23 protein-coding genes and 1 pseudogene are annotated in these 25,239 nt (G+C 64.2%); 11 read left to right on the top strand and 13 right to left on the bottom strand.

Annotated elements, in window-relative coordinates:
* Positions 1 to 26: 26 nt before the first annotated feature.
* From WKW79_RS34075 to WKW79_RS34090, 4 genes and pseudogenes are all read right to left on the bottom strand, one after another.
* Positions 27 to 716, bottom strand: a complete 690-nt coding sequence (locus WKW79_RS34075; RefSeq protein WP_340339668.1) for a TniB family NTP-binding protein — start codon at positions 714 to 716, stop codon at positions 27 to 29.
* Positions 717 to 720: 4 nt separating this feature from the next.
* The gene (locus WKW79_RS34080; RefSeq protein ID WP_340339669.1) at positions 721 to 2,331 is read right to left on the bottom strand and encodes a Mu transposase C-terminal domain-containing protein; all 1,611 of its coding nucleotides are present in this window, start codon (positions 2,329 to 2,331) and stop codon (positions 721 to 723) included.
* A gap of 1,193 nt (positions 2,332 to 3,524) precedes the next feature.
* Positions 3,525 to 3,671 (bottom strand): annotated as a pseudogene (locus tag WKW79_RS34085) (IS5/IS1182 family transposase); the annotation flags it as partial.
* Positions 3,672 to 3,678: 7 nt separating this feature from the next.
* Positions 3,679 to 4,005 (bottom strand): DUF4156 domain-containing protein, encoded by a 327-nt coding sequence (locus tag WKW79_RS34090; RefSeq protein ID WP_340339670.1) that lies wholly within the window; start codon positions 4,003 to 4,005, stop codon positions 3,679 to 3,681.
* 912 nt (positions 4,006 to 4,917) lie between these two features.
* Between WKW79_RS34090 and WKW79_RS34095 the strand changes: the two genes are divergently transcribed.
* On the top strand, positions 4,918 to 5,406 hold the full coding sequence (locus WKW79_RS34095) for a hypothetical protein (RefSeq protein ID WP_340339671.1): 489 nt from the start codon (positions 4,918 to 4,920) through the stop codon (positions 5,404 to 5,406).
* Between the two features lie 323 nt (positions 5,407 to 5,729).
* Positions 5,730 to 6,380, top strand: coding sequence for a hypothetical protein (locus tag WKW79_RS34100; RefSeq protein WP_340339672.1), 651 nt, complete (start codon positions 5,730 to 5,732; stop codon positions 6,378 to 6,380).
* A 106-nt stretch (positions 6,381 to 6,486) separates the two neighbouring features.
* On the opposite strand, the gene WKW79_RS34105 is transcribed toward WKW79_RS34100, so the two are convergent.
* A complete protein-coding gene (locus WKW79_RS34105; RefSeq protein WP_340339673.1) occupies positions 6,487 to 8,277 on the bottom strand; it encodes a hybrid sensor histidine kinase/response regulator in 1,791 nt (596 codons plus the stop codon).
* Between the two features lie 274 nt (positions 8,278 to 8,551).
* On the opposite strand from WKW79_RS34105, the gene WKW79_RS34110 reads away from it, so the two are divergent.
* On the top strand, positions 8,552 to 9,172 hold the full coding sequence (locus tag WKW79_RS34110) for a hypothetical protein (protein WP_340339674.1): 621 nt from the start codon (positions 8,552 to 8,554) through the stop codon (positions 9,170 to 9,172).
* A 177-nt stretch (positions 9,173 to 9,349) separates the two neighbouring features.
* On the top strand, positions 9,350 to 9,982 hold the full coding sequence (locus WKW79_RS34115; RefSeq protein WP_340339675.1) for a cupin domain-containing protein: 633 nt from the start codon (positions 9,350 to 9,352) through the stop codon (positions 9,980 to 9,982).
* Positions 9,983 to 10,067: 85 nt separating this feature from the next.
* Here WKW79_RS34115 and WKW79_RS34120 read toward each other — a convergent pair whose 3' ends face one another.
* Positions 10,068 to 12,152 (bottom strand): TonB-dependent receptor, encoded by a 2,085-nt coding sequence (locus WKW79_RS34120; RefSeq protein ID WP_340339676.1) that lies wholly within the window; start codon positions 12,150 to 12,152, stop codon positions 10,068 to 10,070.
* A gap of 102 nt (positions 12,153 to 12,254) precedes the next feature.
* On the bottom strand, positions 12,255 to 12,812 hold the full coding sequence (locus WKW79_RS34125) for a fasciclin domain-containing protein (RefSeq protein ID WP_340339677.1): 558 nt from the start codon (positions 12,810 to 12,812) through the stop codon (positions 12,255 to 12,257).
* A 138-nt stretch (positions 12,813 to 12,950) separates the two neighbouring features.
* Here WKW79_RS34125 and nikR point away from each other — a divergent pair, with 138 nt between their 5' ends.
* Positions 12,951 to 13,436, top strand: coding sequence for a nickel-responsive transcriptional regulator NikR (gene nikR, locus WKW79_RS34130; RefSeq protein ID WP_340339678.1), 486 nt, complete (start codon positions 12,951 to 12,953; stop codon positions 13,434 to 13,436).
* A gap of 132 nt (positions 13,437 to 13,568) precedes the next feature.
* On the opposite strand, the gene WKW79_RS34135 is transcribed toward nikR, so the two are convergent.
* Positions 13,569 to 15,041 (bottom strand): DUF1254 domain-containing protein, encoded by a 1,473-nt coding sequence (locus WKW79_RS34135; RefSeq protein WP_340339679.1) that lies wholly within the window; start codon positions 15,039 to 15,041, stop codon positions 13,569 to 13,571.
* Positions 15,042 to 15,389: 348 nt separating this feature from the next.
* Here WKW79_RS34135 and WKW79_RS34140 point away from each other — a divergent pair, with 348 nt between their 5' ends.
* The 4 genes from WKW79_RS34140 (at position 15,390) to WKW79_RS34155 (ending at position 19,036) form a co-directional block, all read left to right on the top strand.
* The gene (locus tag WKW79_RS34140; RefSeq protein WP_340339680.1) at positions 15,390 to 15,719 is read left to right on the top strand and encodes a hypothetical protein; all 330 of its coding nucleotides are present in this window, start codon (positions 15,390 to 15,392) and stop codon (positions 15,717 to 15,719) included.
* Positions 15,716 to 16,762, top strand: a complete 1,047-nt coding sequence (locus WKW79_RS34145; protein WP_340339681.1) for a DUF1254 domain-containing protein — start codon at positions 15,716 to 15,718, stop codon at positions 16,760 to 16,762. Before WKW79_RS34140 ends, WKW79_RS34145 begins: the two co-directional genes overlap by 4 nt.
* Before the next feature lie 35 nt (positions 16,763 to 16,797).
* Positions 16,798 to 18,210, top strand: coding sequence for a DUF1254 domain-containing protein (locus WKW79_RS34150; protein ID WP_340339682.1), 1,413 nt, complete (start codon positions 16,798 to 16,800; stop codon positions 18,208 to 18,210).
* 568 nt (positions 18,211 to 18,778) lie between these two features.
* A complete protein-coding gene (locus WKW79_RS34155; RefSeq protein WP_340339683.1) occupies positions 18,779 to 19,036 on the top strand; it encodes a hypothetical protein in 258 nt (85 codons plus the stop codon).
* 179 nt (positions 19,037 to 19,215) lie between these two features.
* Here WKW79_RS34155 and dksA read toward each other — a convergent pair whose 3' ends face one another.
* Positions 19,216 to 19,938 (bottom strand): RNA polymerase-binding protein DksA, encoded by a 723-nt coding sequence (dksA, locus tag WKW79_RS34160; protein ID WP_340339684.1) that lies wholly within the window; start codon positions 19,936 to 19,938, stop codon positions 19,216 to 19,218.
* Positions 19,939 to 20,377: 439 nt separating this feature from the next.
* Between dksA and WKW79_RS34165 the strand changes: the two genes are divergently transcribed.
* Positions 20,378 to 20,704: a hypothetical protein gene (locus WKW79_RS34165; protein ID WP_340339685.1), complete on the top strand. Its 327-nt coding sequence runs from the start codon at positions 20,378 to 20,380 to the stop codon at positions 20,702 to 20,704.
* A 110-nt stretch (positions 20,705 to 20,814) separates the two neighbouring features.
* Here the strand turns inward: WKW79_RS34165 and WKW79_RS34170 are convergent, their stop codons facing one another.
* Positions 20,815 to 21,069 (bottom strand): hypothetical protein, encoded by a 255-nt coding sequence (locus tag WKW79_RS34170; RefSeq protein ID WP_340339686.1) that lies wholly within the window; start codon positions 21,067 to 21,069, stop codon positions 20,815 to 20,817.
* Between the two features lie 393 nt (positions 21,070 to 21,462).
* Here WKW79_RS34170 and WKW79_RS34175 point away from each other — a divergent pair, with 393 nt between their 5' ends.
* Entirely contained in the window at positions 21,463 to 22,248 is a 786-nt protein-coding gene (locus WKW79_RS34175; protein ID WP_340339687.1) for a GntR family transcriptional regulator, read from the top strand.
* Positions 22,249 to 22,267: 19 nt separating this feature from the next.
* Here WKW79_RS34175 and WKW79_RS34180 read toward each other — a convergent pair whose 3' ends face one another.
* Genes WKW79_RS34180 through WKW79_RS34190 form a run of 3 tightly spaced genes read right to left on the bottom strand, consistent with a single transcriptional unit; the run spans position 22,268 to position 25,232 of the window.
* A complete protein-coding gene (locus WKW79_RS34180; protein ID WP_340339688.1) occupies positions 22,268 to 23,245 on the bottom strand; it encodes a Bug family tripartite tricarboxylate transporter substrate binding protein in 978 nt (325 codons plus the stop codon).
* Positions 23,242 to 24,060, bottom strand: coding sequence for an enoyl-CoA hydratase/isomerase family protein (locus WKW79_RS34185; protein ID WP_340339689.1), 819 nt, complete (start codon positions 24,058 to 24,060; stop codon positions 23,242 to 23,244). The genes WKW79_RS34180 and WKW79_RS34185 overlap by 4 nt, the downstream gene beginning before the upstream one ends.
* Entirely contained in the window at positions 24,057 to 25,232 is a 1,176-nt protein-coding gene (locus WKW79_RS34190) for a thiolase C-terminal domain-containing protein (protein WP_340339690.1), read from the bottom strand. Before WKW79_RS34190 ends, WKW79_RS34185 begins: the two co-directional genes overlap by 4 nt.
* Positions 25,233 to 25,239 lie beyond the last annotated feature (7 nt).

Consider the following 25,239-nt stretch of genomic DNA (forward strand, 5'->3'; position numbering starts at 1 on the left):
ACCGGCGAGGCCTCCTGGAGCGTGTCCTACGGACACCTTCGACGGGTCATCGACATCTGACTGGTCCGTAGCTGTTCGCCGTCAAGCGACGGGGAAGACCGGACAGACACGCTGATCATCTGGGGATCCGAGGCCAGCGCCAGCGGCGCGTCGGCGGTGCCGACCACCACGATACTGAACTTCAGGTCATTCGCAAGGAACTTGAGCAGGTTCAACGAAGCCCGCTGCTCGCGATAGTTTCCGGCCAGCAGATGGTGAACTTCATCGACGATCAGCATGCGCGGAGCGATGCGACGAAGGAGTTCTCGGGCCAGACGTTCGAGTACCGAGAGGCTTGCAGAAGCACTGTGTGGCGCCCCAAGCTCGAACAGCAGGGCAGAGTAGAACCGATGCTGGTCCGGCGTCGCCGGCATCTGCATCCCGACAACGTCACGCCGCTCCACGCCCTTGACCTCATCGAACCGGTCGGGATGTTCTCGCTGGAACTTGGCCACGATCAACGTCTTGCCGATGTTGGAGTCGCCGTGCAGCACCATGCACGGCATTCGCGCCCTCGGCGGCATTTCCAGCAGCCCCTCGAGCTTCAAAAGCGCCTGGCTTGCCCTCGGGTAGTCGATCCATCGGTCGCGCCGCAGCCCGCGGATTCTTGCGTCGGCTTCCAGCATGGCTTCGGCGCGCTTGGACGCGTGCAGGTGACCGAGGATCGCGGTGCTCACGACATCACCAGACTTCTACGTTGAACGGCCTGAGCGTCTTGCTGTAGTCGACCTCTGCCCGCTGCACGACGGGTTCCAGCGGCGGCGCCCAAGGGGGAGGGCGCGACTTGGGCTTGCGGCTTGGGGTCTCCCGTCGTTGTAGCCGGGTGTCCGCTCTGGCCTTCACAATGATCTGCCGCTGGGCTTCAATGGCCTTGAAGATGGAAGCCTCCGATACCGGCCGCTTGTCGCCGCGCAGCACACGACACATCGCTCGCTGCTCCCACAGCGAGATGGCAGGACGCCGAAGGTCGGCGTACCGCGCCTCGATGTACTGCCTTCCGTTAGTCGACACGAAGATACGCGAGAGATCCTCCGGGTGGTAGCGCACCAGCACTTTCTTTCGCTCGACGCGCCACGCCGTAAAGATCGGATGCCAGTACCTGATGTGGAAGATCGTGACGCCGTCTCCCTGGACAGTGCGATGGGTCAGGGGCATAAAGTGCACCAGCCAGTTCCAGGCTTCCTCCGGGCCGGGGACCAATTGGCGAGGCTGTTGGACCTCGGCGAGCGTCTGCCACGCGTTGGCGGGTGTGGCGCCCATCAGACCGCGGTGCTCGCTGTGGTGATAGCGCAAGGCGACCTCGACTGCCAGCCAGCGCTCGAATTCAACAAGGGTCAGCGCGGCCTTCTCCTCAGGCTTGCCCGCCTTTCGGCCCTTGACCGAATTGCCTGTGGCGCCCGGCACCCCCTTCAGGCGCTGCATGAGCGTACGGTTCAGGCGTTCAATGTGACCGCCGAAGTGCGGTCGACCGACCGGGCGGTACATGAGGTCGATTCCGTACTGCGAACAGCCGACTCTCAGCGCCTTGCTCTTGAACTCGGCGGCGTTGTCGAGATGAAGGATCTTGGGTATCCCCTGCATGGGCCAAGCCGCGTCCACGCCGAGCGTCTTGAGCCACGGTGCCTTGGGCAGCGCAATGCGGCTGAGCAACAGGGCAACTGTGCCGGCATTCGGGCGTTCCATGCCGACATAGCACCCGACGACGCAGCGCGAAGTGATGTCGATCGCCAGCGTCAGCCAGGGGCGGCCGATGGTGCGCCGGAACCATGGGTCCACCACGAAGGCATCGGCTTGCGTGTGATCGATCTGCACGATGTCGAGCAGTGACTTTGCGTTGAAGTTGCCAGGTGCCTTCTGGGCCGCCGGATCTTTTGCGAGCAACGCTGCTTGCTCCTCCCGATAGACCGCCCAACGCGCCGCCACGGTATTCCTGGAGGGCGCCTTGACCTTCGCGGCTTTGCACTGGCGTTTGATCTCAGTGCACAGGTCGAGCAGCGGGTGCGCCAGTTGCCGCTGCTTGGGCAACCACAGGTGGAGTGCCTTCTGCAAGATCGTTTCGACGTCCGGATCCAGCCGAGGCCCGGGCTTGCGACCTGTCTTGCGGGGAACGACCGAACTCACGACCGGGCTCGCAAGGAAGCGCTTGCGCAATCGGTAGACATGAGTCCAGTGAACGTTCAGCAGGTCCGCTGCCACAAGTGCCTGATCGCGGGTGAGGGCGCCCGTACCCAGCGGGCGCAGCACATCTGCAATCTGGATCTCTCGCTCAGTGATCGCGGGCGAACGGGGCATATCAACGGCTCCTGTAGGTGCGCTAGCACCATTTGGCGCCTTGTTGCCCGCGCTAGCAAGATTAGATGCCATCCGAGGGCTCTTGTTGCCCCACAGCAACAACGCCCCAACAGCAACGAGATCCACAATTCCTCAATTAAATCAACAGTCTTTCCGATTTCTGGCTAGCATCATTTGCTGACCTAGCTAGCGGCGTTAACTGACCTCAACACGTCGTGCACAAGATGAAGGCAGCAAACAAGACCGCTGCCGTGGTCCAGGCGCTGATCTCCGGACTGCTGCACTGAGCGCAGCGGCGGACGCACCCAGATCAACACATCCGATGACCGACAAGACGGCCAACGAAGGACGGAGCTCCCGGCCCTTCGATCGTCGCCGTCGTAGGAGCCCGATGACGGCATCCCGTCGGAGGTAGCTGCTCTTCAAGCTTCGTTGCGGCCTTCGCGGCTGGATAGCTACGCAATCGCCAACGATCCGTGTTGCCTTCGGGAAACGCGCAGCGTAGCCGCAAGCGAGTCGATTCCGGCCCGCATGCACGCTTCTTCCAACTCTGCAATCAAGCGGTCGATTCGAGCAAGGAATGCAATCCTGTTTGCTGCCGGCGCCCGGACGCAGAGGCTCCATGCGAGATCTGCCAGCCGCTGTTCGCCCGCGCCCCGGGCCCACGGCCGAACTTCGCAAAAACACAGGGCTGGGAGACGACCAAGGTCATCATGCCTGCGGGCGTGAGCGATCTCGGCCCCGAGATCTTCAAGGCGCAAGCGCGAGGCAAATGTGACGGCGGATGCATTCATGTTGCAATGCAACATTGCCGCCAGCGCGAGCCACCGTCAAGCTCACGACTAGAGTGATCGCCCTACACCGGACCGGTGCGCCGCCGAGCGTTTGTGCAAAGCATCATTGAAGAAGCTCCGGCGTGAAAGGTCGCGCCACTCGATCCGTTGCGTCTGCAATCCCTTCGTTTTTCCGTTCGCGCCGCATCACCAGGGGCGCGGATGCACGTCGCTGTCCATTGCCTCGCGCGGGACGATTGAGGTTGCATTGCCGCAATGGGAACAACTTTGCTGCGCAGATCTCCAGGGCGCCGCTTCCGGTGGAATTGTTTTCGGAAGCTGGTGCCCAAGGCGTCGCGGATCGGGCCGATCTCGGTTGCGTGCATTCTGTGGCGCTTGGCCCGACTTTGCTGGTGTAAATCAGGAAGGTGCAGACCTCTTGACGATGAACAGGTTGGTCAGTCCAAAGAGATCGAACGGCGGCGCCTTGTTCTTCGCGAGGCCGTTGTAGCGAGTCTTCCTGTGTCAGAAGGGGTTCTTCATCACGTGGAACGGAAGCTCGACCTTTTGGCAGTCAGCACTTGTAGGCCCTCGCCAAGGCACGGGTGCTGTGATAGCCCTGCGCCGCTGGGATCCATACGACGCGGTTGGCCCCAAGCAAGCGAGCCTTTTGCAGGGCGTCGGCACGCGCATTGCGGTCGCCAAGCCCAGCGTCCGCGCCGTACAGCCCCGAGGATCCCATCGCCGTTCCGACGTACTGGCAGTCCGCCACCCCGGCCTCGTCGGATGGCTGCACGGCGGCCTCGACCCTTTTGACCTTCTCGACCTGCACTGGCGCGGCTGGCCTCGCGCAGCCACCGAGCGCAACTGCCGCAAGGCAGAGAACGCGGGCGGATTTCATGAAGGCGGTCCAAGTCACCGGGAGGCCTTGAATCACGGGCCAATGAGCCCCTGCACGCGCCCCAGACCAACTCGAATACGGCCACGTCGTGCGGACCACTCGGTCAAGCCGCGCCAGTGTGTAACGGTCGCCAGGTCCTTCGCACGGCTTTCGATGGCGCCGTGGTCTGCCCAATTCGCCGACCAGCCCGAGCCGTTCCAGTGCGCGAAGCAACGCTGACTGCCCGCCGCCAGCAGGACCTCATAGGTGCCCTGTCGCTCGGGTCGGGCAGCCGCCGGATACCACTCGGAATAAATGGGGTCGCTATGCCAGGGAGCCATGCAGTACCTCGTGTGCGGCGTCCGAGGCGCCATCAGGAGCAATCGTACTTCAGTCCCCGTCGCTTGATCCGTTTCCGTACTGCTTCGCGCGTCGCGTGCATGATCACGATCGGCACTGGCGCGTCACATCGACACGTCGAGAAAATTCATGCTGTCGTCTCTGTGCCGCAAGGGATTGCGGGGTGGACGAAGGATGAAATTCGCCCGTATTCAGGTTTAACCGATTGCGTCAATGAATTCGCGCTGTGCGACAGCGGGCTGAGATCCTCATGCGCTACCTGATTCGCAGTGCCGGCCTCACCAACTACGTCAAAGGTGGCGCGCTCGGCGGGCCTGGAGCCGTACCAGCACGTGCGTGCGGCCGGCATCCATCCCTCCGCGCTGTGCTATCCGGATGTGAAACTGTCAGCCGAAGCCATCGGGCGCCTGCTCGAATCATTCACGTGGACCGAACTGCAGGCGATGCAATGGCCGCCGTCACCGTGAGCAAATCAGTAAAGCGAGCCGCTCGCGCAGGCTGCATCGCGGCGATTTCGCGCCCCGAGCGGCATCTGGAGCTTCGCGGGCTGAGATAGCATTGCCTGTCTGAGCCATGCCCAACATCGTGCAGACCATGAGCGATTTCCCCGCCACCTACGGCGAAGTGATGAAGCCGCTGGACCTCGATGCGCTGCCCGGCGAACTGGCTCAGCGCTGCAGCACCAGCCCGATGATCCGCGAATGGGTTCGCTTGTACGACAGGGTCCAGCGTGCAGAAAAGGTCTCGAGCCCGACGCAGTGGAGCCCACTGGAAGTGGTCGCCTACGAGCACGACGACTGGACGTTGTTCTCGCGATTGCGTGGCTACACGACTTGCGAGATTGCGGACTTCAAGGCCTACCTTGCCCTGTGCGAAAGCATCAAGCGCTCAGAGCCCGATGGCGAAGACTTCCTCTTGCAGGCCTCGCTGGCGATCCAGCGCCTGGTGAGCACCGAAGCCTTCAGGCAGGTCGAAGCGCGTTTGCTTGCGATGTCGTACGCCCAGCCACTGGCGCCCAACACAACGGAAGAATCAGACTCCAGTGGCCTTCTCCACGGATGAGTTGCGCTCTGGAGTCCTTGTGGCTTCTAGGTGAAACCGCGGACTGTTCGATGGCCTCAAGGCGCGGCCTGGGTCATCTCGGGCGGAAGCAAAGGTGGTCACGCCGTGGCGCCATGGCCAGAGCCTTTCCAAGGCTGGATGAAGCGATGCCGGCCAAGATCGGAAAGCCAGATCTCGAACGGGGCGTCTATCCCTTGCGCGCCCAGACGCAGAGGACGTGGACTGACCTGGTGGCAGTGGAACGGGACGGGCGCCCCCAAGCAGCACCGGCCCACCGCGGGAGGTCAGCGCCACAATCGCAGCCTGATCAAAGAATTCCCGCGATGCTGCCAAAACAATACCTTCTACTTTCACTTGCCGAACACGGTTCGGCATTGCTGGAGCATCGCGATCACGGCGGCCCGGCAACGCTCTACATCCGCTATCTCAACATCGATGGACGGTGGGCCGTGCACGGGTCACTACATGCGCCTTTGCTCGTGTGGGACATGTCGCAGGCCTCCTCAGCGCAGGCCGCAGCGCAGACAGCCTCCAAGGCCCGCGGCCGAGCCGTTCAGGTGATGACCCGGAGCGACTCGAGTTGGGAAGAAGGGCGCCAGATCAGAGTCTTCTCGACCTCGAATGGCGCCGCGCTTCTCGGGCATGTAGCGCAAGGCGAGGCGAAGGCACGCCGGCTGCGACTCGAAACCGAAAAGCTCGAGGCCTACTGCACAGTGGTGCGCGCGGCCACGGCCGCCGAGGACCACACTGCATTCGCGACGATCAGCCGCGCGGCGGCCACCGCCCTTCATGCCAAGTTCGGCGGCGGGTCGGTCAGCGCTTCATCGTCCTGGCTGGCGGGGAAGAAAGGACGCGCCGCGATGGACAGCGTGCTCGCCGGAGAGGTCGAACTCACGGGGCCGCTTTCAATTCAGCAAGTCGTCGAGACGGTTGAGCACGCGAAAGAGGCCGAGCGGCATCGCGCGTCTTCGTAGAGGTCGTCTCGGTTTGCGTGCATTATCTGGCGCTTCGCGAAAGACGCCTTTCCCGAGAAGCGCACCGTATCGAATGCGACAAAACCGCCAATGTCTCTGTGCGCAACTAGCTCCCCGCCAACAGCGCTTTCAGGTGGCGCGCGTCGGCCGGCTTGAATAAGACCGCATAGCCGGCGCGCTCGATCTCTGCTCGGTGCGCCACCGCCGTCTCGCCCGTCACGATGGCCACACGCCGCACCTTGCCGACGGCATGCAACGCTTGGGCGGCCGCCAAGCCCGACAGGCCGCTGCCCAGCCGAAGATCGCCCAGCAGCAAGTCGTAGTGGCCGGGCTGCTGCCAAGCCTCGTCGGGACTGGCCGCGAGCGCCACGTGGTGGCCCCAGCCGCGCAGCAGGGTGGCCATGGCACGGCGCACCGGCTCCTCGTCGTCCAGCACCAGCACGCGGCGCGGTGCCTCGACTGCGCCCAGCGGTGCCGGCGCAGAAACGGCTGAAGCGGCAGGCGCGGCTTGCGCGGCCTGCAGTACCAGGCTGAAAGTGCTGCCCCGCCCCGTCTCGGAGCGCACGACGATGCGCGAGCCCATCATGCGCGCCATGCTGGCCACCAGCGCCAGGCCCAGTCCCAAGCCTCGGCTACGGTCGCGGCCTGGGTTGTCGACTTGGAAGAAGGCCTCAAAGACCTGCTCGCGGTGCTGTGTGTCGATGCCGACCCCAGAGTCACGCACCTCGATGCGCCAAGCCGGCCCCTCGGCGTTGCGGCTGCGCCGCGCGGCCACTAGCACACGGCCGCTCGGCGTGTACTTGATGGCGTTGTCCACCAGGTTGCCCAGCAGGCGCGAGAGCACCCGCGCATCGGCCTGCACCACCGCCTCGGTGGGCACGAACCGCAATGCCAGCCCTTTGGCCGCCGCTGCGACCGTGAAGCGGCCGCCCAAAGCCTGGAACAGGGGGGCCAACCGCACCGGCTCCGGCACGAGTTTTTGCGCGTCGCCGTCGAAGTGCGCGATGTCCAGCAGGGCGTCGACCGAGGTGCGCAGAGCGTCCACGCTGTCACGCATGTAGCGCAGGGTTTCTGGCGTCGGCGGACGGTCGGGGCGCAGCGCGTCGACGAATATGGACAACGCGTGCATAGGCTGGCGCAAGTCGTGGTTGGCGGCGGCGAAGATGCGCGTGCGCTGCGCCGACAGCTGCGCGACCTGCTTCAGCTGGCGCGCGAGCTCCTGGGTCAAAAGCGTATTCTCGAAGCCGTTCTCCAGCGACTGCACGATCAGCCTGTGCTGCTTGAGCGTGTAGTGCAGCGTGCCCCAGAGCTGAAACAGAGCCAGGCTGCCCATCAGCAGCGTCAGCTTGTCGCCTTCCAGCATGAGCCGCGCCGACAAGCTCACATAGCCGGGCACGGCGAACAATACCGCCGCGCGCCACCACTGCGCCAGCGCGGCGGTCGAGACCGCCGTCACGGTGCTGATGAAAAAGTACATCAGCAGGATGTAAGTAAGGTTCCCGCTGGGGAAGAACAGCCATGGCGCCAGTGCCCACACGATGCCGGGGATCAGCATGCGCGACTCGAGCCGGCGGCGGATCGCAAAGGCCCGCTCCAGACCATAGCCATCGGGCCGCTCGCCGTGCAGGTGGAAGTACATGCTCAATTGCATGCCATGCACCAGCACCGCCCAAATCAGCGTCCCTTTGTCGCCGGTCAGGAGAAGGAAGGTGATCCAGAAGATGGCGGCGGCCACGCCGGCGCTGTAAGGTTGGTCGCGCGTGTCGAGGATGTAGGCGCTCGCCAGCCGCTGGTCGACCAGCGGACTGGGATGAGGCGTATCGGTCCAGAGATGTCGCAGGCCCTGTCGCAGGGCGGTCAGCGGACCGCGCTGGCGGGTATCGGCGGCTTGGAGCATAGGCTGTCCTATTGTTGCCGAATCTTGCCTCGGCGCCTGGGCCCTCAAACCGCCGCGTTGCGATCGAGGAACGTCGGGTGAGGGCGGCTCGGCCATCGTGATCACAAGTGCACCAACCCCGCAAGACATTCCGAGGGCAGCTTTCGGAAACCGCGCTTGGACCGGTAGCCCTTGCTTGCACGCATGGTATCGGTGGACGCTACTTGGTCGGCATGGCATTGCTTTCATCGCGCGACGAGCGCAGGCTGTGCACCTCGCATCGTCAGAGTTCCGCATGCTGGTTCACGCCCGCTTTATCTCAATATGGGTGGCCGCGCTCATCGCCGGTTGCGTACCCCTTTCGCTCCCGTACTACGTGGGCGATGAAAGCGTTGGCCGGCTCACGTACAACAGTTGCTCACTCGGCGCGATTCCCGAAGGACTCGTGGTCTCGCGCGCTGATATCGAGCTGCTGATCCGTGTGCAGCCACGGCGCGAGGACGAGGTGGTCCACGTTCGGTACGACATCGGCAAGGACCATCGCGCGCAGCTTGCAGGTCGTGAGGTGGCCATCGACCTGCGCGACGGCAGCGCGCCTCGGATCGGCAAGATCGGTTGGATCGACCTCTGGGACCGCGTGGAGGAGGACGGGTACGTGCGGCTGCCGGCGCGCCGGGCGGGCTTGGCCGCACCCGACCTGCTGATGGACGATTCACAGTTGCCGACGCTACCGACCGGGCCGCGACCCTTCTTGGCGGTGCGCCACTATTGGGTCGCGGCGCACGTCCAGACAAGACATGCGGATCGCGTCTGGGTGAAGTTGCCCGACCTGACTGTCGACGGCGCGACAATCGTGTTTCCCGAGATTCGCTTCGAACGCCGGCTCTATGTGGGCTTGGCGCCCCTGAACTGCTGAGGAACCCGACGTCAAACCCGACCTGACTTGAAGAACAATGGCGATGAGTTTCCATGCAGCAGAACAACCGGAAAGCGCTAGCAAAACTCGATGAAGCCGTGCTGACTTGACTTCGGCCGACAAACCCAGTTTGCAGTAGTAGCGGCAGGCGTCGTACTCAAATCCAAAGGAGCTCCCATGCCTACACGGCGTCTGGTCACTGGGCACAGTGCAGAAGGCAAGGCGGTCGTTGCGAGCGATGCGGTGATTGAACCACTCACCATCAGCTTCCTGCCGGGCAGCGAATGGCTCGCGCTCTGGTCCGCGCAAAGTCCCCCAGGCCTTCCGGACAACGGCGCCGTACCGCCCCTCTCGACCTACTTTCCACCTCCTGGCGGCTTCAGCTTCGGTGTCGTCACCTTCCCGCCTGACTCCGCGCCGCGCCCGGTTCCGAGCGATCGCAAGGCGGCGTGGCTCGAAATGGAACGGGTGCTGCCCGGATTTGCGGCGCACATGGAGCGCTCGAATCCAGGCATGCACACGAGCGACTCGATTGATTTCGGGTACGTCATCTCTGGCGAGATATGGCTCGAGCTGGATGACGGAAAGCAGACGCTCCTGCGCGCGGGCGACACCTTCGTTCAAAACGGCACCCGGCACGCCTGGCGCAAACAAGGGCAGCGACGCTTGCAAGGTGCTTTTCACGACGATCGGGGTGCACCGCCAACCCACCGGCATCGAAGTCGCGAAGTCGGCAACCTAGAAACTGTTCGTGTGATTCTTTGCCATGACGCCCATGAAACATCCACTCATCTCTTGCGTCAGCAATGAAGTGCAGAGCGGTCTTTCAAATCAACCGAATCGAACTTGCAGTTGACTACTACTCCTGGCCGCATCCCATCAGCGGGCTCGGCTACTAGAAGGTCCATCGCGCGCTGACCCTCGCGCTGCGCGGATCCATCGGATGCACGTGCTTGTCCTCGATGCCGGTGCCGCAGGCGCCGCTCGCGACCTCGCCCGCCGTGCAGGAGGCATAGAAGTATTCGATGTCGTTGCCCTTGCTTCCAGCGATGTTGAAGACGTCGAGGCCCAGCGTCAGGTGCCGGTTCACCGCGTAGCGCGCACCGAAATTCAGCAGGGTGTTCGGACGCGAGCGCACGGTGTTGGTGGTGTCCAGCGCGCGCGGGCCCATGTAGCGCAGCCACAGCGAGGCGGTCAGCGGTCCCTCGATGTAGGTCAGGCCGGTCGACAGCACGCGTTCGACCGCGTTGTCCACGTAGTTGCCTTCGCCTGCGGGCGGCGTGCCCTGGAACCGGGCCTTGGACAACGCGGCGTCGACCTCGAAGCGCCAGGCCTTGTCGACCTTCCACTTGAGCGTGGCCTCGATGCCGCTGCGCTTGCTGGCACGGCCCGGCTCCGTGGTGCCGGCATCGCCGACGTAGACCAACTCCGAGTCGAGTTTCAGTTGCCACACAGCGACGGTGGCTGTGAGGTCCTCGTTCGGCTGGAAGCGCCATCCGAGTTCCGCGCCCTTGCCCTTGACCAATGCGGGCACGCGGTCGGCCGGCAAGCCGGTCTGCGGATCGGTGGAGATGGTCGCGCCGCGCACGTCGTTGCTGTGGAAGCCGACGCCCGCGTTCAGGTAGAACTCGTTGGCCGGATTCAGCGTGTAGACCAGCCCGAACTTGGGGCTCGCGAGCGAGTCGTGGCCCTTGCCGCTGTTGATGGCACCGTACAGGGGCTCGCGGCCCTGCACGTCGTAGCGCAACGCATCGCCGCGCAGGCCGACGTAGCCGCGCCAACTGTCGTTGAAGTAGACGAGTTGCTGTGCGTAGACGGAGAAGAGGTCCTCGCTCACCTTGTCATTGCGCACCGTGGACAGCCGCTCGCGCGCCTGCGTGTCGTAGAGGCCCACTTCCTCGATGCGGTCGCCGCGCCATTGCGCGCCGAAGCTCAGGATGCCGTCGAGGCTACCGAGCTTGACGGGCATCTGGTGCGAGGCTTGCGCGCCGAACACGTTGCGCCGGTCGGTCTGCTCGAACTGGTCGCCGTTCACCGGGTTGTTGAGGAAGTAGGTGAAGTCGGAGAACAGGTCGAAGCGGTAGTTGATCGCGTAGGCGCTGATGTTGGTCTCGCCGGCCGCGCTCTTGTTGAACCACTTGCCCGACAGGCTCACGCGTTGCGTCTCGCCGCCATCGGTCGGGTTGAGCGAACCGTAGCGCGAGAGCTCGCCGCTCTCGATGAGGCGCTCGGGTACCTGGTCGGTCGAGGTCCAGCGACTCTTGTAGGCCATGCCGGTGAGGCTGAAGCCTTGTGACGCCGAGCCTTGCGAATAGCGCAGCACGGCGTTGGCCTTCTTCAGGTTCTCGGGCACGTCCCACGGGCCGTCGTTGCCGACCAGTTCGACCGCGCCGAGCCAGGTCTGGTCTGCGATCGAGCGGGAGCCCGCGGCCAGCAGGCGCTTGTAGTTGTTGCTGCCGAACGTTACTTCGGCGAAGGGCGCGGGCAGAACGCTGAAGTAGTCGAGCGTGGCGCTGCCGGCCAGCGAGAAGTCGCCACTGTCGGCGAAGTAGGGACCCTTGCGGTAGCCCACGCCCGAGACCAGTTCGGGGATCAGGAAGTTGAGGTCGGCGAAGCCCTGGCCGTGGCCGTGCGTGGGCATGTTGACCGGCATGCCGTCGACCTTCATCGAGAAGTCCGTGCCGTGGTCGAGGTTGAAGCCGCGCAGGAAGTATTGGTTGGCCTTGCCGTCGCCGGAATGCTGGGTGGCGACGACGCCGGGCACGGACTCGATGATGTCGCCGGGCCTCAGCTTGGGACGGGCCTGGAACACCTCGCGCTCGGCCGCGCCTTCGCTGGCGCTGGCGGCCGCGCCGATCGTGGCATCGCGCGGGCCGCTCACCTGGATCTCCGGCAGCGACGCTTCCTGCGCACAGGCGGCGGCGCTGCCGAACAAGGCGGTGCAGAGAACGCGGCGGCGGAGGCTTCGCTGGAGTTGCATATTCGGCGGGAGTATGAGGAATTCGATATTGTTCATACAGCGCATGGCCATGCCATACGCCGTATGCCGCATGCCTGATCAATGGCCGAAGCCAGGCGGCGCTTACTTCGGCAACAGCACCTTGTCGACGACGTGGATGACGCCATTCGACTGGATCACGTCGGCGATCGTGACCGTCGCCGTGCCGCCGTTCTCGTCCGTGACCATGACCTTGCCGCCGCTCGCCTTGGCGGTGAGCGTGCCGCCCGAGACGGTCTTCAGGGTGGCGGTTCCCATGCCATCCATGATGGCCTTCAACAACGCCGGGGCGTCCATCTTCCCGGGCACCACGTGGTAGGTCAGGATGGTGGTGAGCTTCGCCTTGTTCTCGGGCTTCAGCAGCGCGTCGACCGTGCCGGCTGGCAGTGCTGCGAAGGCTGCGTTGGTGGGCGCGAAGACGGTGAACGGGCCCGGGCCCTTGAGCGTATCGACCAGGCCGGCCGCCTTGACGGCCGCCACGAGCGTCGTGTGGTCCTTCGAGTTGACCGCGTTGTCGATGATGTCCTTGGTCGGCAGCATGGGCGCACCGCCGACCATGACGTCGGCCATGGCAGTGACGGCGCCGGCGGAAAGGGCGATGGCGAGGGTGAGGGATGCGAGGCGGTGAAGGCGTGGGTGCATGGCTTGACTCCTGGATGGGACCGGCACAAAGGCGTGACGGTTGCAACCAATACGCGCGCATCCACCTGGCGGATTCAGCGAGCTTGGATGTGGAGGCCGCGACTTATGATTCCGCGCACCTCACGCACCCGGTCCGCCATGCAACGCTTCACCATCTCCCTCGACGAAGACCTGGCCCGGCAGTTCGACGAACTCATTGCCCACAAGGGCTACGTCAATCGCTCGGAGGCGGTGCGCGACCTCATTCGCCACGGCCTGGGCAAGGCGGCACTCGATGACCATGCGCGCAAGGCCGCAGCGACCTGGTGCGTGGCGAGTCTCAGCTATGTCTACGACCATCACGACCAGACCGTGACGGCGCGCCTGCTCGACGTGCAGCACGAGCACCATGACCTGGTCGTGAGCAGCCTGCACACCCACCTCGACCATGACCATTGCCTGGAGACCGTGGTGCTGCGCGGCAAGGTCGTGCCGGTGCGTGCCTGCGCCGAACAGATCATCGCGCTGCGCGGCGTGCGGCATGGCCAGTTGCACTTGGTGCCACTGGAAGCCGTTGCAGCAAGCCAACATTCGCATAACCGTCGTCAAGGCAAGGCGCATGGTCACTTGAAGCCTGTCAATTGACGCAGGCCGGAGGTGGCATAGCCCTCCGGTTGCTACGCCACACGGTGTCAACTTGCGGCTTCAGAACTGCCGTCCAATTGGCGCGCACGGGAGTCTGCTCGTGGGCCGTGAAGCGCGGGCGGGCGCCTCGCATCAGTTCGCCTGCTCAGCTGCTGGCGGTTGCCAATGACCTTCCAAGATTTCCACCTTGGGCCAGTAAGCGCGGATGTACAAGGAGAACTCATCGACCGGCGTTGGAACCCAATTGCTCTCCTTCTCCTTGCCGGGAGACTGGTTCTGGAAGTACAGGGTGAGCGATCCGTCGGCGTTCTTCTTCAAGTCCTTGCTCTTGGTGCCCAAAGAGAATCGGTTGAGCGCATTGGGCTCGAACAGATGTTCCTTGTTGTAGACGGTGAGCGACCAGAAGCCGTTGACCGGCGGCGTCTGCCCTGCAGCGAAGGTGACGCTGTAGCGCTTGCTGCCGTGCAGCCGCTGGCCGGCCTTGTCGACATCGGTGTAGATGTAGCGCGTCTCCTCCGGCGCGTTGTCGTACATATTCGAGCGTGCGGTGGCGGCGCGCGAGAGGTAGTCGTAGCCCCAACGCGCTCCATTCGCCGGCGAGTTCCAGCCGTTGCCGATGGGCCGGCCGTTGTTGCGGAACTCGAAGAGCGGCTTGATGACCTCGTCTTCGGCGCTGGCCGCCGTCTGCACGAGCGCTGCCTTGAGGTCCGGGTTCCTGGCCGCAGCGTCAAGTACCGAGCGGATGGTCGAATACAACGCCTCCTCGCCGGGCAGTGGCGGGACCTCATTCATCACAATCGGCAGTTCTTCCCAAAACTTCTCGGGCAAGACCCACTTGGTCTCGCCCGCCCCCTGGCCGGGCGGAGCAGGGAAGGACGGCGTCTTGCTCCAGTCCTTCGTCTTCATCTTTCCGGTGTACTCCGATAGCGGATACACCATCACCTGGTTCACAAGCGACTGGATGGCCTGCTTATCCTGCGGCGTATCGTCCTGGAAGATGCGCGGGAAAACCGCCACCAAGTCGGTGGACGAGCGCAATACCGCCCGAACGCCTTTGGGCACCTGCCCTTTCCAATTCGGCCCCACCACCAGGTAGAAGCCAGGCTTGGTACCGTACTGCTTGCCCAGCTTGCCGAACGAATTGGTCCTCGCGTCAGCCAGTTGGTAAACCCAGAATCGCTGACCGAAGTCGGGGACCTGAACGATGACTGGCTTGCTGTCCACGCGCTGAAAGCCCGCCCCATAGACCGTGTCCTGATTGGGGCACGTGACGAGTCTCTCCCCTGCGTCGATGTAGTCCGTGAGCATGGAGACATAGCCCGGCGGCGCGACCGGGGCAATTCCACCGAGTCGGCCCGGCTCGGGGACATCCTTCATTCCCATGGAGCGATTCAGGTTGTTGACCAATGGCCAGCCCCACACGTAGGCCATGCGCCCGACTGTCGCGACGTACTCCTTGCTCATCACCGTGCCCGCCGGGGTTCCCGCTATGCCGGAAGCGGATAGGGTGACGTTCGTGGGGCTTTGCGCTTGGACTGCGCACCCCATGGCCACAGCGGCCAGCACGGTCAGATGACGCAGGCGGAAAAGTCTTCCAGAGATCATGTCGTATGCCTTTGTTGAGCAGAGGGGCGAGCAGCTCATACCTTGCTGCATGCTTGGCGTGTACAGCGACCGCTCAGCGGGAAATTCTGCCTCACGTCCGGAGGACGCCTCGTGGCCGCCTGTAGCTGGGCGCAGGTTTGGCGCGAAGGGGCCCATCCCAGTCGCCAGCTGTACGTCGGTCAGTGACCGCAGGGAACCTTGATTCGTTCGGCGAGAACGTCTAACCTGCCGCAAGTGACGCTGTCCGTGCGCCGCTGTCTTGTGTCTGTCGGCGGGTTGAAGCCAAGAGCACCTGATGCTTTCTTGCGCTTCCCTCATGCCTTGATCCATCGTCATTGGAAGCACTTCATGTCATTTTCATATCCATGGCGCGCGGGGCTGATTGCCTGCGCGCTGTGCGTATTCGCGTCCCAGCCGTCCCTCGCCCAGACGCCCACGCCTGACCCGGCTGCCGTCCGCGCCATCGCCATGGAGGCCTACATCTACGCGTTCCCGATGATCGAGAACTACAACACGATGTACAAGCAGTTGGCCAATCCCGCGGGGCGCGAGTATGTGGGCGGCTTCGGTCGCTTCCGCCACTACTCCGAGGCTTACACGCCCGACAACCACGATGTCGTGACGCCGAACCGTATTCATGGGCCTGGCTCGACCTGCGTGCCGAACCATGGGTCGTGACAGTGCCCGAGGTACGCGGCAAGCGTTACTACGTCCAGCAGTGGGTCGACCTCTTCACCTACAACTTCGCCTACATCGGTTCGCGCGCCACCGGCAACGATGCCGGCAACTACCTCATCGCGGGCCCGAACTGGAAGGGCGAAACGCCGCCCGGCACCAAGAAGTTGTTCCGCTCCGAGACCGACATCGTCATGACGCTCACGCGCACCGCACTCGATGGCCCCGACGATGTGGCCGCCGTGAAAGCAGTCCAGGCGGACATGCAACTCGCGCCGCTGAGCAGCTACCTCAAGACCGCCGCCCCGCCAGCAGCCGCGCCGGTTGTCTTCCCGCCCTATGACGTTGCCAAGGGGCGCTCGCACGACTTCATCGGCTACCTGAACTTCCTGCTTCAGTTCACGCAACCGCCGGACGCGAGCGAGGTCGACCTGATGAAGCGCTTCCGCAGCATCGGCATCGGCCCCGGCCTGCCATTCGATGCACAGAGCCTGCCCCCCGCCACGCTTGCGGCCATCGATGACGGCGTCAAGGACGCGCAGGCCGCATTGGCCGAGAAGGCGAAGGTGACGCTCTCGTCGAACGGGCTGTTCGGCAGTCGTGCGGAAATGAAGAACGACTACCTGACGCGCGCCATCGCCGCCGAGAAGGGCCTCTACGGCAACTCACTGGTCGAGGCCTGGTACGGGGGCTACGTCGGCGATGGCAGCAAGCTCTCGAGCGTGCACTTCGCGCCCGGCCAACTGCCGCCTGCGAAGTTCTTCTGGTCGATGACGCTCTACACCTTGCCCGACCGCTTCCTCTATGCCAATGACCTGAAGCGCTATTCGATCGGCGACCGCACCAAGGGTCTCAAGCGCGACGCCGACGGTGGCCTGACGCTCTACATCGGCCACGAATCGCCCGGCGCCGACAAGGAGTCCAACTGGCTGCCGGCGCCACAAGGCCGATACAGCGCCGTGGGTCGTGTCTACGGCCCCAGCGAGGAGGCGATGAACGGCACCTGGAAGCTGCCGCCGCTCACGCCGGTCGCAAACGCCAAGTGAATCGAAGCCCATTGCAGACCGAAAGGACGATGAGAATGAACAGACGTGAGACGCTGGCCCTCGTGGCGGCAGGCTTCGCGCCCCTGGTATCCGTGCACACATCGCCGGCGTATGCCGCGGGTACCCCGACGGTCACGCCAGCCGAGGCCCGCGCGATCGCCAAGGAGGCCTACATCTACGGCTTTCCGATGGAGGACAGCTACCGAACCATGTACGCCTTCTCGATCGCGAAAGGCAACCCGGAATACAAGGGGCCGTTCAACTCGGTGCTCAACATCGCGCGAGTCTTCACGCCCGATGACAAGGCCTTCGTCACGCCCAACTCCGACACACCGTATACCTTCCTCGGCCTGGACCTGCGCGCCGAGCCGATGGTCCTCACCATCCCGGCGATCGAGAAGAGCCGCTACTACGTGTTCCAGATGATGGATCTCTACACGTACAACTTCGACTACCTCGGCACGCGCACGACCGGCAATGGCGGAGGCAGCTTCCTGATCGCCGGGCCGAACTGGAAGGGCACCCAACCGAAGGGCATCACGAAGGTGGTGCGCGCCGAGACGGAGATTATCAACGTCATCGGCCGCACGCAGCTCTTCAATCCGGGCGACATCGACAACGTCAAGAAGATCCAGGCGGGCTACAAGGTGCAGCCGCTGTCCGCGTTGCTCGGCAAGGCGGCGCCCAAGCCCGTCGCGGACCCCGACTGGATCAAGCCGCTCAGCCCGGCCGAGCAGCGCAGTTCGCTCGAATTCTTCAATGTCCTGAACTTCGTGCTCCAGTTCGCGCCGACGGTGCCGAGCGAGAAGGCGCTGCGCTCGAAATTCGCGCGCATCGGCGTCGCACCAGGCAAGCAGATCGACGTTGCAGCATTGCCCGCCGATGTGAAGGCTGCGATGCAGGAGGGCATGGCCGACGGCCAGAAGGCGATCGACGCGCGCCGTGCGGAACTCGGCGGCAAGATCGACCGGCTCTTCGGCACGCGCGCGGCCATGAAGAACAACTACCTCGATCGCGCCGTCGGTGCGCAGGTGGGCATCGGTGCGAATTCCCGGGAGGAAGCGCTCTATCCGATCTACGAGAAGGATGCCAATGGACAGCCGCTGGACGGCAGCAAAGGCCGCTACACGCTGCACTTTGCCAAGGGCCAGTTTCCGCCGGTGAACGCGTTCTGGTCGTTGACGATGTACGGGTTGCCCGACCAGCTGCTGGTGAAGAACGACCTCAACCGCTACCTCATCAATTCGCCGATGCTGCCCGATCTGAAGCTCGATCCCGACGGCGGCCTGACGCTCTACGTGCAGAGCGATTCGCCGGGCGCCGACAAGCAGGCCAACTGGCTCCCGGCACCCAAGGGTCCCTTCATGCTGACGATGCGTTACTACCTCCCCAAGCCCGAGCTGCTCAGCGGCGCGTGGAAGTCTCCGGTCGTCCAACAGATTCAGTAGCGACCGAACCCCGGATTGATCGTCCTTGACCGCTGGCTGGTGGAAAGTCGGCTCGTGGCTGTGTTTGTGCTTCCGACGTTTCACAAAGAGCAATCGGGATACCCGGCCAATGCGTCGATGTCGATCGCTTCGCGCTGAATCGGCGATCGAACGGTACGTCGGCCCATCACACTTGCGCGACACAGAGACGAGGTGATAGAAAGGGCGTGGAAGCGATCGGAACATCCCACTGGATTGCCGAGGAGGTCCATGACAAGGAAAGGCCCCATGCCATGTCTTTGCTCCGAGCTACCTCCGCGCGCAAGCCGCGCAGAGGCCACCCGGGTTACCAGCGCATCGCCCCGTTTTCCCTCAGGATCACCGCCCTCGGGGCGTCCGTCTTTGCCGGCCTGATCGCATCGACGGTTTCCAGGCCGGCCCGGGCAGACTGCCTTGCCCAATCCGCCCGCCGATGGCCAGACCGTCACGTGCACCGGACCCGCGCTCACCACTGTCCCGCTCGATGCCTCGGCTGCATCCAACGTGACGGTCAACGTCCATCCGGATGCCGTGATCACCGGACCTGGGAATGCCAACATCATCGTGCTGGGACCGGGGTGCCCAGCTCAACAACTTCGGAAGCATCCAGCCGGTGACGCAGACCATCGGCGTGGTGGCGATCGGCGACAACAGCGTGCTGCGCAACTTCGGGACGCTGGATCGGCGCAACGCAGCACCCTGCCGCATGGAATGCCGGGAAGACGGGGCTCGACGACGAAGCTCGGCACCGAAGAGGGCGCCTGACCCGAAGGCAAAGCCGGCGGGTCGCTGGACAAGGACGGGGTAGTGGCGTCAATTCCGGACATTTGGTGGTCTTGCGCGGCACGGCCGCGCGTTCGAATGCAGGCAAGAAAAAGACCCTCGACCGCTCCGCGTTCTGGAAAAGCCGTTTGTAACGCACTGTTGGCACTTCCAGGGGGCGGGGGCTGGCAAGCTCGCAGCCGCTCGGCTGCTCCATACCATCGCTCAATCGCCGTACATCTTCTCTTTCAGCTCCCGGCGTTGTTGCGCTTCCAGCGAAAGCGTGGCCGTCGGACGGGCCAGCAGGCGGCCCACGCCGATCGGCTCGCCGGTCTCGTCGCAGTAGCCATAGTCGCCGGCGTCGATGCGGTGGATCGACTGTTCGATCTTCTTCAGCAGCTTGCGCTCGCGATCGCGCGTGCGCAACACCAGGGCGTGCTCTTCCTCGATGGTGGCGCGGTCGGTCGGATCGGGCACGACCACGGCGTCTTCGCGCAGGTGCTCAGTGGTTTCACTAGCGCTTTCGAGGATGCCCTGCCTGAGGCCCACCAGCTTGAGGCGGAAGAAGGCCATTTGCTTGTCGTTCATGTACTCGCTGTCGGGCATGGCAATGACTTCGGCGTCGCTCAACTGTTCCGGCGTCCTGGTCTTCCAGTGGTGGGCAAGCTTGGGGTCCTTCCTGGGCGCGACGTGCGGCGGCACCGGCGCGGCCGGCGCGACCCGCGTGAAGCTGGACTTGGCCGCGGTGGAAGCTACCGACTGCGCCATCGAGGGTACCGTCCGTTGGGCAGGGCGCGAAGCGCTAGCCACGCGGCCGGATGACGGGGAAACGACAGATCGCACCGGAGCGGACGTGGGGGCGGCAACGGCTTTTTTCATGACAGCGTCGGGAGAGCAGCCGAAAGGTTTCGCATCGAAGTCCTGCAGTAGCCGGGCCGAGGTGTCCAACAAGAAAGTGGCTCGGCAGGAACACTGACGGGGCCAAAATCTGAAGCGACGCGCTGGTATTCACCGCGCCCCCCTTCGTCAATGACCCTGGGAGTTCAAGAGAGAAATCAGAAATCGGGTAGCGTGCACTGCAGCAGGCATCTCATACGCATCTTTCAATCAGCAATGACTCAGCCCTTTGCGCTGGGTCCGAAAACATAACGGGCAAGCATACGCACCTCATCCTCGTCCTGCATTTCCGCCGTCACTGCGGGTAGCGACTCGCCCACGGCCATGGCTGCCAGCCACCTGCGCGGACATATCCCGAGGCAGCGCGTGCGCACGATACGGACGCGCACCGATGCGTCTTTCCAAAGTGAGGCCGAGGTGGCGCACAGCATGCTGAATACACGGGCCTTCCGCCTGCCGGTGCCGGCCATTCGTACGCAGCGGCGTGTTCATGAAGTCGCTGGGTCTCGGTTTGGGCGGTGTGAAATCGGTGTTCCCTGTGGCCAACGCGGTGTCCCAGGAGCAGTCGTTTACGAACGCCGTCCAGCAAGAAGCCGACTATCGCGTGATCGCAGCACGCTGCGGAACGCCCGCCTTCGAGAAGAACTTCTCCCGTCTGTCGAGGGCGGCCGTCTCGGCAGGGTTGGTCTCGAACACGCGCGACGCTGCCGCTGTCGAGAAATCAATCACCGCCCTCCGGCGCAGTCCACTTGCGCTTGTGTCCGCGTCCTCCGACTGCCCGGCGCAACTCGCGCATCTTGAAACCGTGCAAAGATAACGCAGCGGACACGCCAAGCCTCGGGGAAAGTTTCCGTCGACACCTTGACCAATCAGTAAAGCTCGACGGCCACTCAGACGTTAGCGGTGGCTGGTAGACCAGGGCTCGTGCTATTCGTCTTCCCCGAAGCACGACCTGATCCATTGATACCCCGCATAGGCGGCGTCGGTCTCGTTGGCCTCGAAGAGCGGCTCGAGGTAGCGTTCCAAACAAGGCATACCCTCGCCGCGGCCGCGCCGCAAGCAGTAGACGGCGAATGCGACGTGGCGGTATTCCAGACCCGCAATTTCTTCCGACGTCGGGACCTCTCTCAGCGCGGCCAATATTGCCTTCGCATACAGTTGGCTTGCGCCCATCGTGTCCATCCGCCGCCTTTGGAAAATCCTGGTCAAAAGCCCGGTCAACTTCTCTTGGTCCGAGAAACTTCTGCGCTTTGCACCGGCGCAGTCTTCTGTTCCCGAGCACCCTAAAAAAAACCCGCCGTGGCGGGTCTTGAAAGCGGCTCAGGTGAGAAGCAAGGGCAGTACCCGAGCCGACCCAACATTCTGGTTTCGCAACCTGAAGCGCCCCTGAATGCGCGCGTCGATCTGCCGGCACCACTTCAAAAATTCTCGGTGAACGCGTCGAATCCTCCCAGCTCGCCCTGCTACATCATTTCCAAAACAAGCCCAGTCCCCAAACTGCGAGCTCGGCGGCCCTGCCATATCTGCGGATGGCCGAGCCGCCCTCGCTCCTGGTCCAATAGGCATGTGATCTAATTGGATGACTACATTAGTTTTGTAAACAATAAGGGAATGGGCATGCCAACGAAAAAATCAGAACTTGGCGCGGAGCGGGCCGACAGGTTGCCAGGGCGCGCCAAGAAAGCGGCGAGCCGCCAATTGCAGACGCTGCCGGAACAGATTGCCGAGCACATCTTCACTGCCATTGCGAGCGGTGAATACGCGCCGGGCGATCGCATTCGCGAAGAGTCGCTGGCCGAGGAATTCGAGGTCAGCCGCGGGCCTGTGCGCGAGGCCTTGCGCTTGCTGGAAAGCGACTCGGTGGTGCGCATCCTGCCCAATCGTGGCGCGCATGTCACGCAGCTGTCCATCAAAGAGGTTGGCGACGTCTTCGAGATTCGTCGCACGCTGTCGGGCGCCATGATCGCCCGCCTCAGCGCCGAGGAGGCGGTCACGCTGGCGACGACCCTGGAGGCGGACATCAAGGCGCTGGATGCGCTGGCACAGGATCCGGCTTCTGACGCCGCCGCCTACTTCGACGTCTCATTTCGCTTGGCCCGGACGTTGCGCGACAGCTGCGGCAATGAGCGCCTGGCCGAGATTCTGTCATCGCTGGCACGTCAGACCCTGCGCTACACCCAGCTGGGCCTGGCCACACCTGCCCGGCGCAAGGAATCGGCGCGCAATTGGCGAGCCATGCAAAAGGCGCTGAAAGCGGGCAACGTGGAAGTCGCGGCTGAGTCTGTTGAAAAGCTCATCGAGGATTCGAAGCGCGAGGCGGTCCGGCAACTCCAGGCACGCGAAGCGGGCCAAGGCGCCTGAACCCGCGCGCTGCCAGGCCTCACCCAGGCTTGAAGTCGATCGACTTCAACACCGCACCGATGCGTTCGTAGTCTGAGCGCAGCGACTTCGCCAGTTCGTCCGGCGTGCGCGGCTTGCCGGGCTCCAAGCCGAACTCCGTCAGGCGCTCCCGGGTGCCTGGCTGCGCCATCACCTTCATGGCCGCTTCGCGCAACCTGTTCTGGACAGCGGCGGGCACATCCGGCGTCAACCACAGGCCCACCCAGGCCAGCGCCTCCAGCTGCGGGTAGCCCAGTTCGGCGAAGGTCGGCACGTTGGGCAAATTCGGCGAGCGCTGCGGCAGGCTCACCGCATAGGGCACGACCTTGCCGGACTTGACCAGCGGAATGGCGTTGGGGATGCCGGCAAACATCAGCGGCACGTGGCCCCCCATCACGTCCACCAGCGCGGGCGGCGAGCCCTTGTAGCCGACATGTGTCATGTCGATGCCGGCCGCCTTGTTGAGTTGCAGGCCCATCACATGCGACGCGGTGCCGGCGCTGTAGCTGGCGTAGCTCACCTTGCCGGGGTTGGCTTTCACGTAGCTGATCAGCTCGGGCAGCGTCCTGGCCGGCACGGAGGGATTGCCCACCATCACCAGGCCGCCGCGCGCCAGTTCGGCGATGGGCCTGACCTCCTTGGCCATGTCGTAGCGCAGCTTGACGATATGGGGAATCTCGCTGACCAGTGCGTCGAGCGTGACGACCATCGTGTTGCCGTCGCGTGGTGCCTGCATCAGGTCATTCACGGCCACTGCGCCACCGCCGCCGGGCTTGGCCTCGACGATCACGGACTGGTTGAGTTCCCGCTGCAAGCCTTCGGCCAGCAGGCGTGCGACCACGTCAAGCGTGCCGCCGGGCGGACCGGCCGCGATGATGCGCATCGCCTTGTCCGGCGTCGCTTGTTGTGCGAAGGCGAAGGGCGCTGCCATCAGCGCGAGTGCGGTGACCAGGGTGCGCCAGGTTTTCACGTCATTCATGGGTTGCTCCGGAAGTTGTATATGGGAAGATGCTTCGATGCCCTTTGTGCAGAGGGCCACGCGCGAACGGCTTCGACGGCCGCAGGTGTTCCATCCATCGGGTCGCGAAGGGCACGCGACAAGGCCATGCCCGAGGCCAAGTCCAGGTGGTTGCTCTGGAGGATGAGCTGCTTGGCAGCGCTCACGCCCTCCGGGTTGTTGGAGGCGATCTGGCGCGCGATCGTCAGGGTTTCATCGAGCAGGCGTTGATGCGGGACGACCGCTTCCACGAAGCCGAAGGTGAAGGCTTCCTGGGCAGAGAAGCTTCGACCTGTCAGCACCATGAGGTTGGCGCGGCCACGACCCACCAGCCTGGGCAGGCGGACCGGACCACCTGCGCCGGGAAACGCGCCAACATTTCTCACCTCGGGCAGCGCGAAGACGGCGCGGTCCGATGCCACGCGGATGTCGCAAGCCAAGGCGATCTCGAAGGACCCGGCGATGGCCGGGCCGTTGACCATCGCGATCACGGGCGCCCGCAGTGACTCGATCAGCTCGATGCAAGCCAGCACGGCGGCGCGTGCATTCTGCGTTTGCGCTGGCGTCAGGACTGCGCGTTCCTTGAGGTCCGCGCCGGCGCCGAAGGCCGAACCTTCACCCGTGAGGACCAGCACCCGGAGGTCCCTCTCGTCGTGCAGATGGAGCAGGCAGGCTTCCAGCTCCCTGGCCATTTCTGCGTTGATCGCATTGCGTAGATCGGGCCGGCACATGGTCAGGACGCAGATTTGCGGATCCAGCTTCGCCAGCCGGAGGGTCGACCATTGGCTGTTGTTCATGGCGACTCCGTGCCGAGCACCATGACCATGTACGCCGACATCACCAGGCCGCCTGCCTGCATGAGGCAATTGCGCGCGCCTGGCACCTGGCGGTCGCCGCAGTCGCCGCGCAGTTGGCGTACGGACTCGATCATCAGCGGCATGCCGAACATGCCGCCGTGGTTGAAAGACAGGCCGCCGCCGGAAGTGTTCATCGGGAAGACGCCACCGGGTGCGATGCGCCCGCCTTGCACGAAGGCCCCGCTCTCGCCGCGCTTGCAAAAGCCCAGTTCCTCCAGGCCGATCAGCACGCCGATGGTGAAGGCGTCGTAGATCTGCACGAGGTCGATGTCCTTGTGCGTCATGCCGGCGCGCTGAAGCGCCAGGCGTCCCATGTCGGCGAGCACGCCGTTGTCAATCCAGTCGTCGGTGCCGAAGGGCGTGGCATGCTGGATGTATTGCTCGGCAAAGCCTTGGACCAGCACGGGCTTGCTGGGCAGGTCGCGTGCGTGGTTGGCGCGTACCAGCACGACGGCGCCAGCGCTGTCGGTCACCTGGCAAATGTCGAGCTTGCGCAGCGGGTCGGCCACCATCGGCGAGGCGAGGTAGTCGTCCATCGTGAGCGGACCCTGCGCGATCGCGTTGGGGTTGAGCTGCGCCCAGCGCCGCGCAGCCAGCGCGACTTCGCCCAGGTCTTCCGCCCGCGTGCTGTAGCGGTGCTTGTGCAACTGCGCCTGCATGGCATAGAAGCCGATAGGGCTCAGCATGCCGTAAGGCAGCACGAACTGGCCGCTGGGCATGCGGGCACCTTGCATCGTGCCGCCGCGCGACCGGCTGCGATCCAGGCGCTGCGTGCTGCCGTAGCTGATGAGCGCCACGTTGCACAGGCCCGCCTCCATGGCCGCCATGGCGTGGGCGACGTGCGTGAGGTTCGATTGCCCGCCGACCACGGTGCTGTCGACATAGCTGGGCGTGAGGCCCATGTACTCGGTCACCAGCAGGCCCGCCGCGCGATCGTCCCAGTGCGCGAACACACCATCGATGTCCGAAGGCTTCAGGCCCGCGTCGAGGATGGCCCGGCGCGCCGCCTCGGATTGAAGCGACAGGGCCGTGTCGCCCGGCTGGGCCTTGCCCATGCCCGCCTCGCCAATGCCGGCGATGGCATAGCGCCCGCCCAGTGCCTTGGGATCCATGTGCGTT

The organism is Variovorax robiniae (assembly GCF_037889955.1).
Classification (GTDB): Bacteria; Pseudomonadota; Gammaproteobacteria; order Burkholderiales; family Burkholderiaceae_C; genus Variovorax; species Variovorax robiniae.

Bases quoted from the DNA above. Each gene is read 5' to 3' on its own strand.
- WKW79_RS34150 (WP_340339682.1), top strand. From the start codon at position 16,798: ATGAACAGACGTGAGACGCTGGCCCTCGTGGCGGCAGGCTTCGCGCCC.
- WKW79_RS34080 (WP_340339669.1), bottom strand. From the start codon at position 2,331: ATGCCCCGTTCGCCCGCGATCACTGAGCGAGAGATCCAGATTGCAGAT.
- WKW79_RS34155 (WP_340339683.1), top strand. From the start codon at position 18,779: ATGCCAACATCATCGTGCTGGGACCGGGGTGCCCAGCTCAACAACTTC.
- WKW79_RS34125 (WP_340339677.1), bottom strand. From the start codon at position 12,812: ATGCACCCACGCCTTCACCGCCTCGCATCCCTCACCCTCGCCATCGCC.
- WKW79_RS34095 (WP_340339671.1), top strand. From the start codon at position 4,918: ATGCCCAACATCGTGCAGACCATGAGCGATTTCCCCGCCACCTACGGC.
- WKW79_RS34140 (WP_340339680.1), top strand. From the start codon at position 15,390: ATGTCATTTTCATATCCATGGCGCGCGGGGCTGATTGCCTGCGCGCTG.
- WKW79_RS34120 (WP_340339676.1), bottom strand. From the start codon at position 12,152: ATGCAACTCCAGCGAAGCCTCCGCCGCCGCGTTCTCTGCACCGCCTTG.
- WKW79_RS34115 (WP_340339675.1), top strand. From the start codon at position 9,350: ATGCCTACACGGCGTCTGGTCACTGGGCACAGTGCAGAAGGCAAGGCG.
- WKW79_RS34135 (WP_340339679.1), bottom strand. From the start codon at position 15,041: ATGATCTCTGGAAGACTTTTCCGCCTGCGTCATCTGACCGTGCTGGCC.
- WKW79_RS34180 (WP_340339688.1), bottom strand. From the start codon at position 23,245: ATGAATGACGTGAAAACCTGGCGCACCCTGGTCACCGCACTCGCGCTG.
- WKW79_RS34185 (WP_340339689.1), bottom strand. From the start codon at position 24,060: ATGAACAACAGCCAATGGTCGACCCTCCGGCTGGCGAAGCTGGATCCG.
- WKW79_RS34110 (WP_340339674.1), top strand. From the start codon at position 8,552: ATGCTGGTTCACGCCCGCTTTATCTCAATATGGGTGGCCGCGCTCATC.
- WKW79_RS34165 (WP_340339685.1), top strand. From the start codon at position 20,378: ATGAAGTCGCTGGGTCTCGGTTTGGGCGGTGTGAAATCGGTGTTCCCT.
- WKW79_RS34190 (WP_340339690.1), bottom strand. From the start codon at position 25,232: ATGGATCCCAAGGCACTGGGCGGGCGCTATGCCATCGCCGGCATTGGC.
- nikR (WP_340339678.1), top strand. From the start codon at position 12,951: ATGCAACGCTTCACCATCTCCCTCGACGAAGACCTGGCCCGGCAGTTC.
- WKW79_RS34105 (WP_340339673.1), bottom strand. From the start codon at position 8,277: ATGCTCCAAGCCGCCGATACCCGCCAGCGCGGTCCGCTGACCGCCCTG.
- WKW79_RS34090 (WP_340339670.1), bottom strand. From the start codon at position 4,005: ATGAAATCCGCCCGCGTTCTCTGCCTTGCGGCAGTTGCGCTCGGTGGC.
- WKW79_RS34100 (WP_340339672.1), top strand. From the start codon at position 5,730: ATGCTGCCAAAACAATACCTTCTACTTTCACTTGCCGAACACGGTTCG.
- WKW79_RS34170 (WP_340339686.1), bottom strand. From the start codon at position 21,069: ATGGACACGATGGGCGCAAGCCAACTGTATGCGAAGGCAATATTGGCC.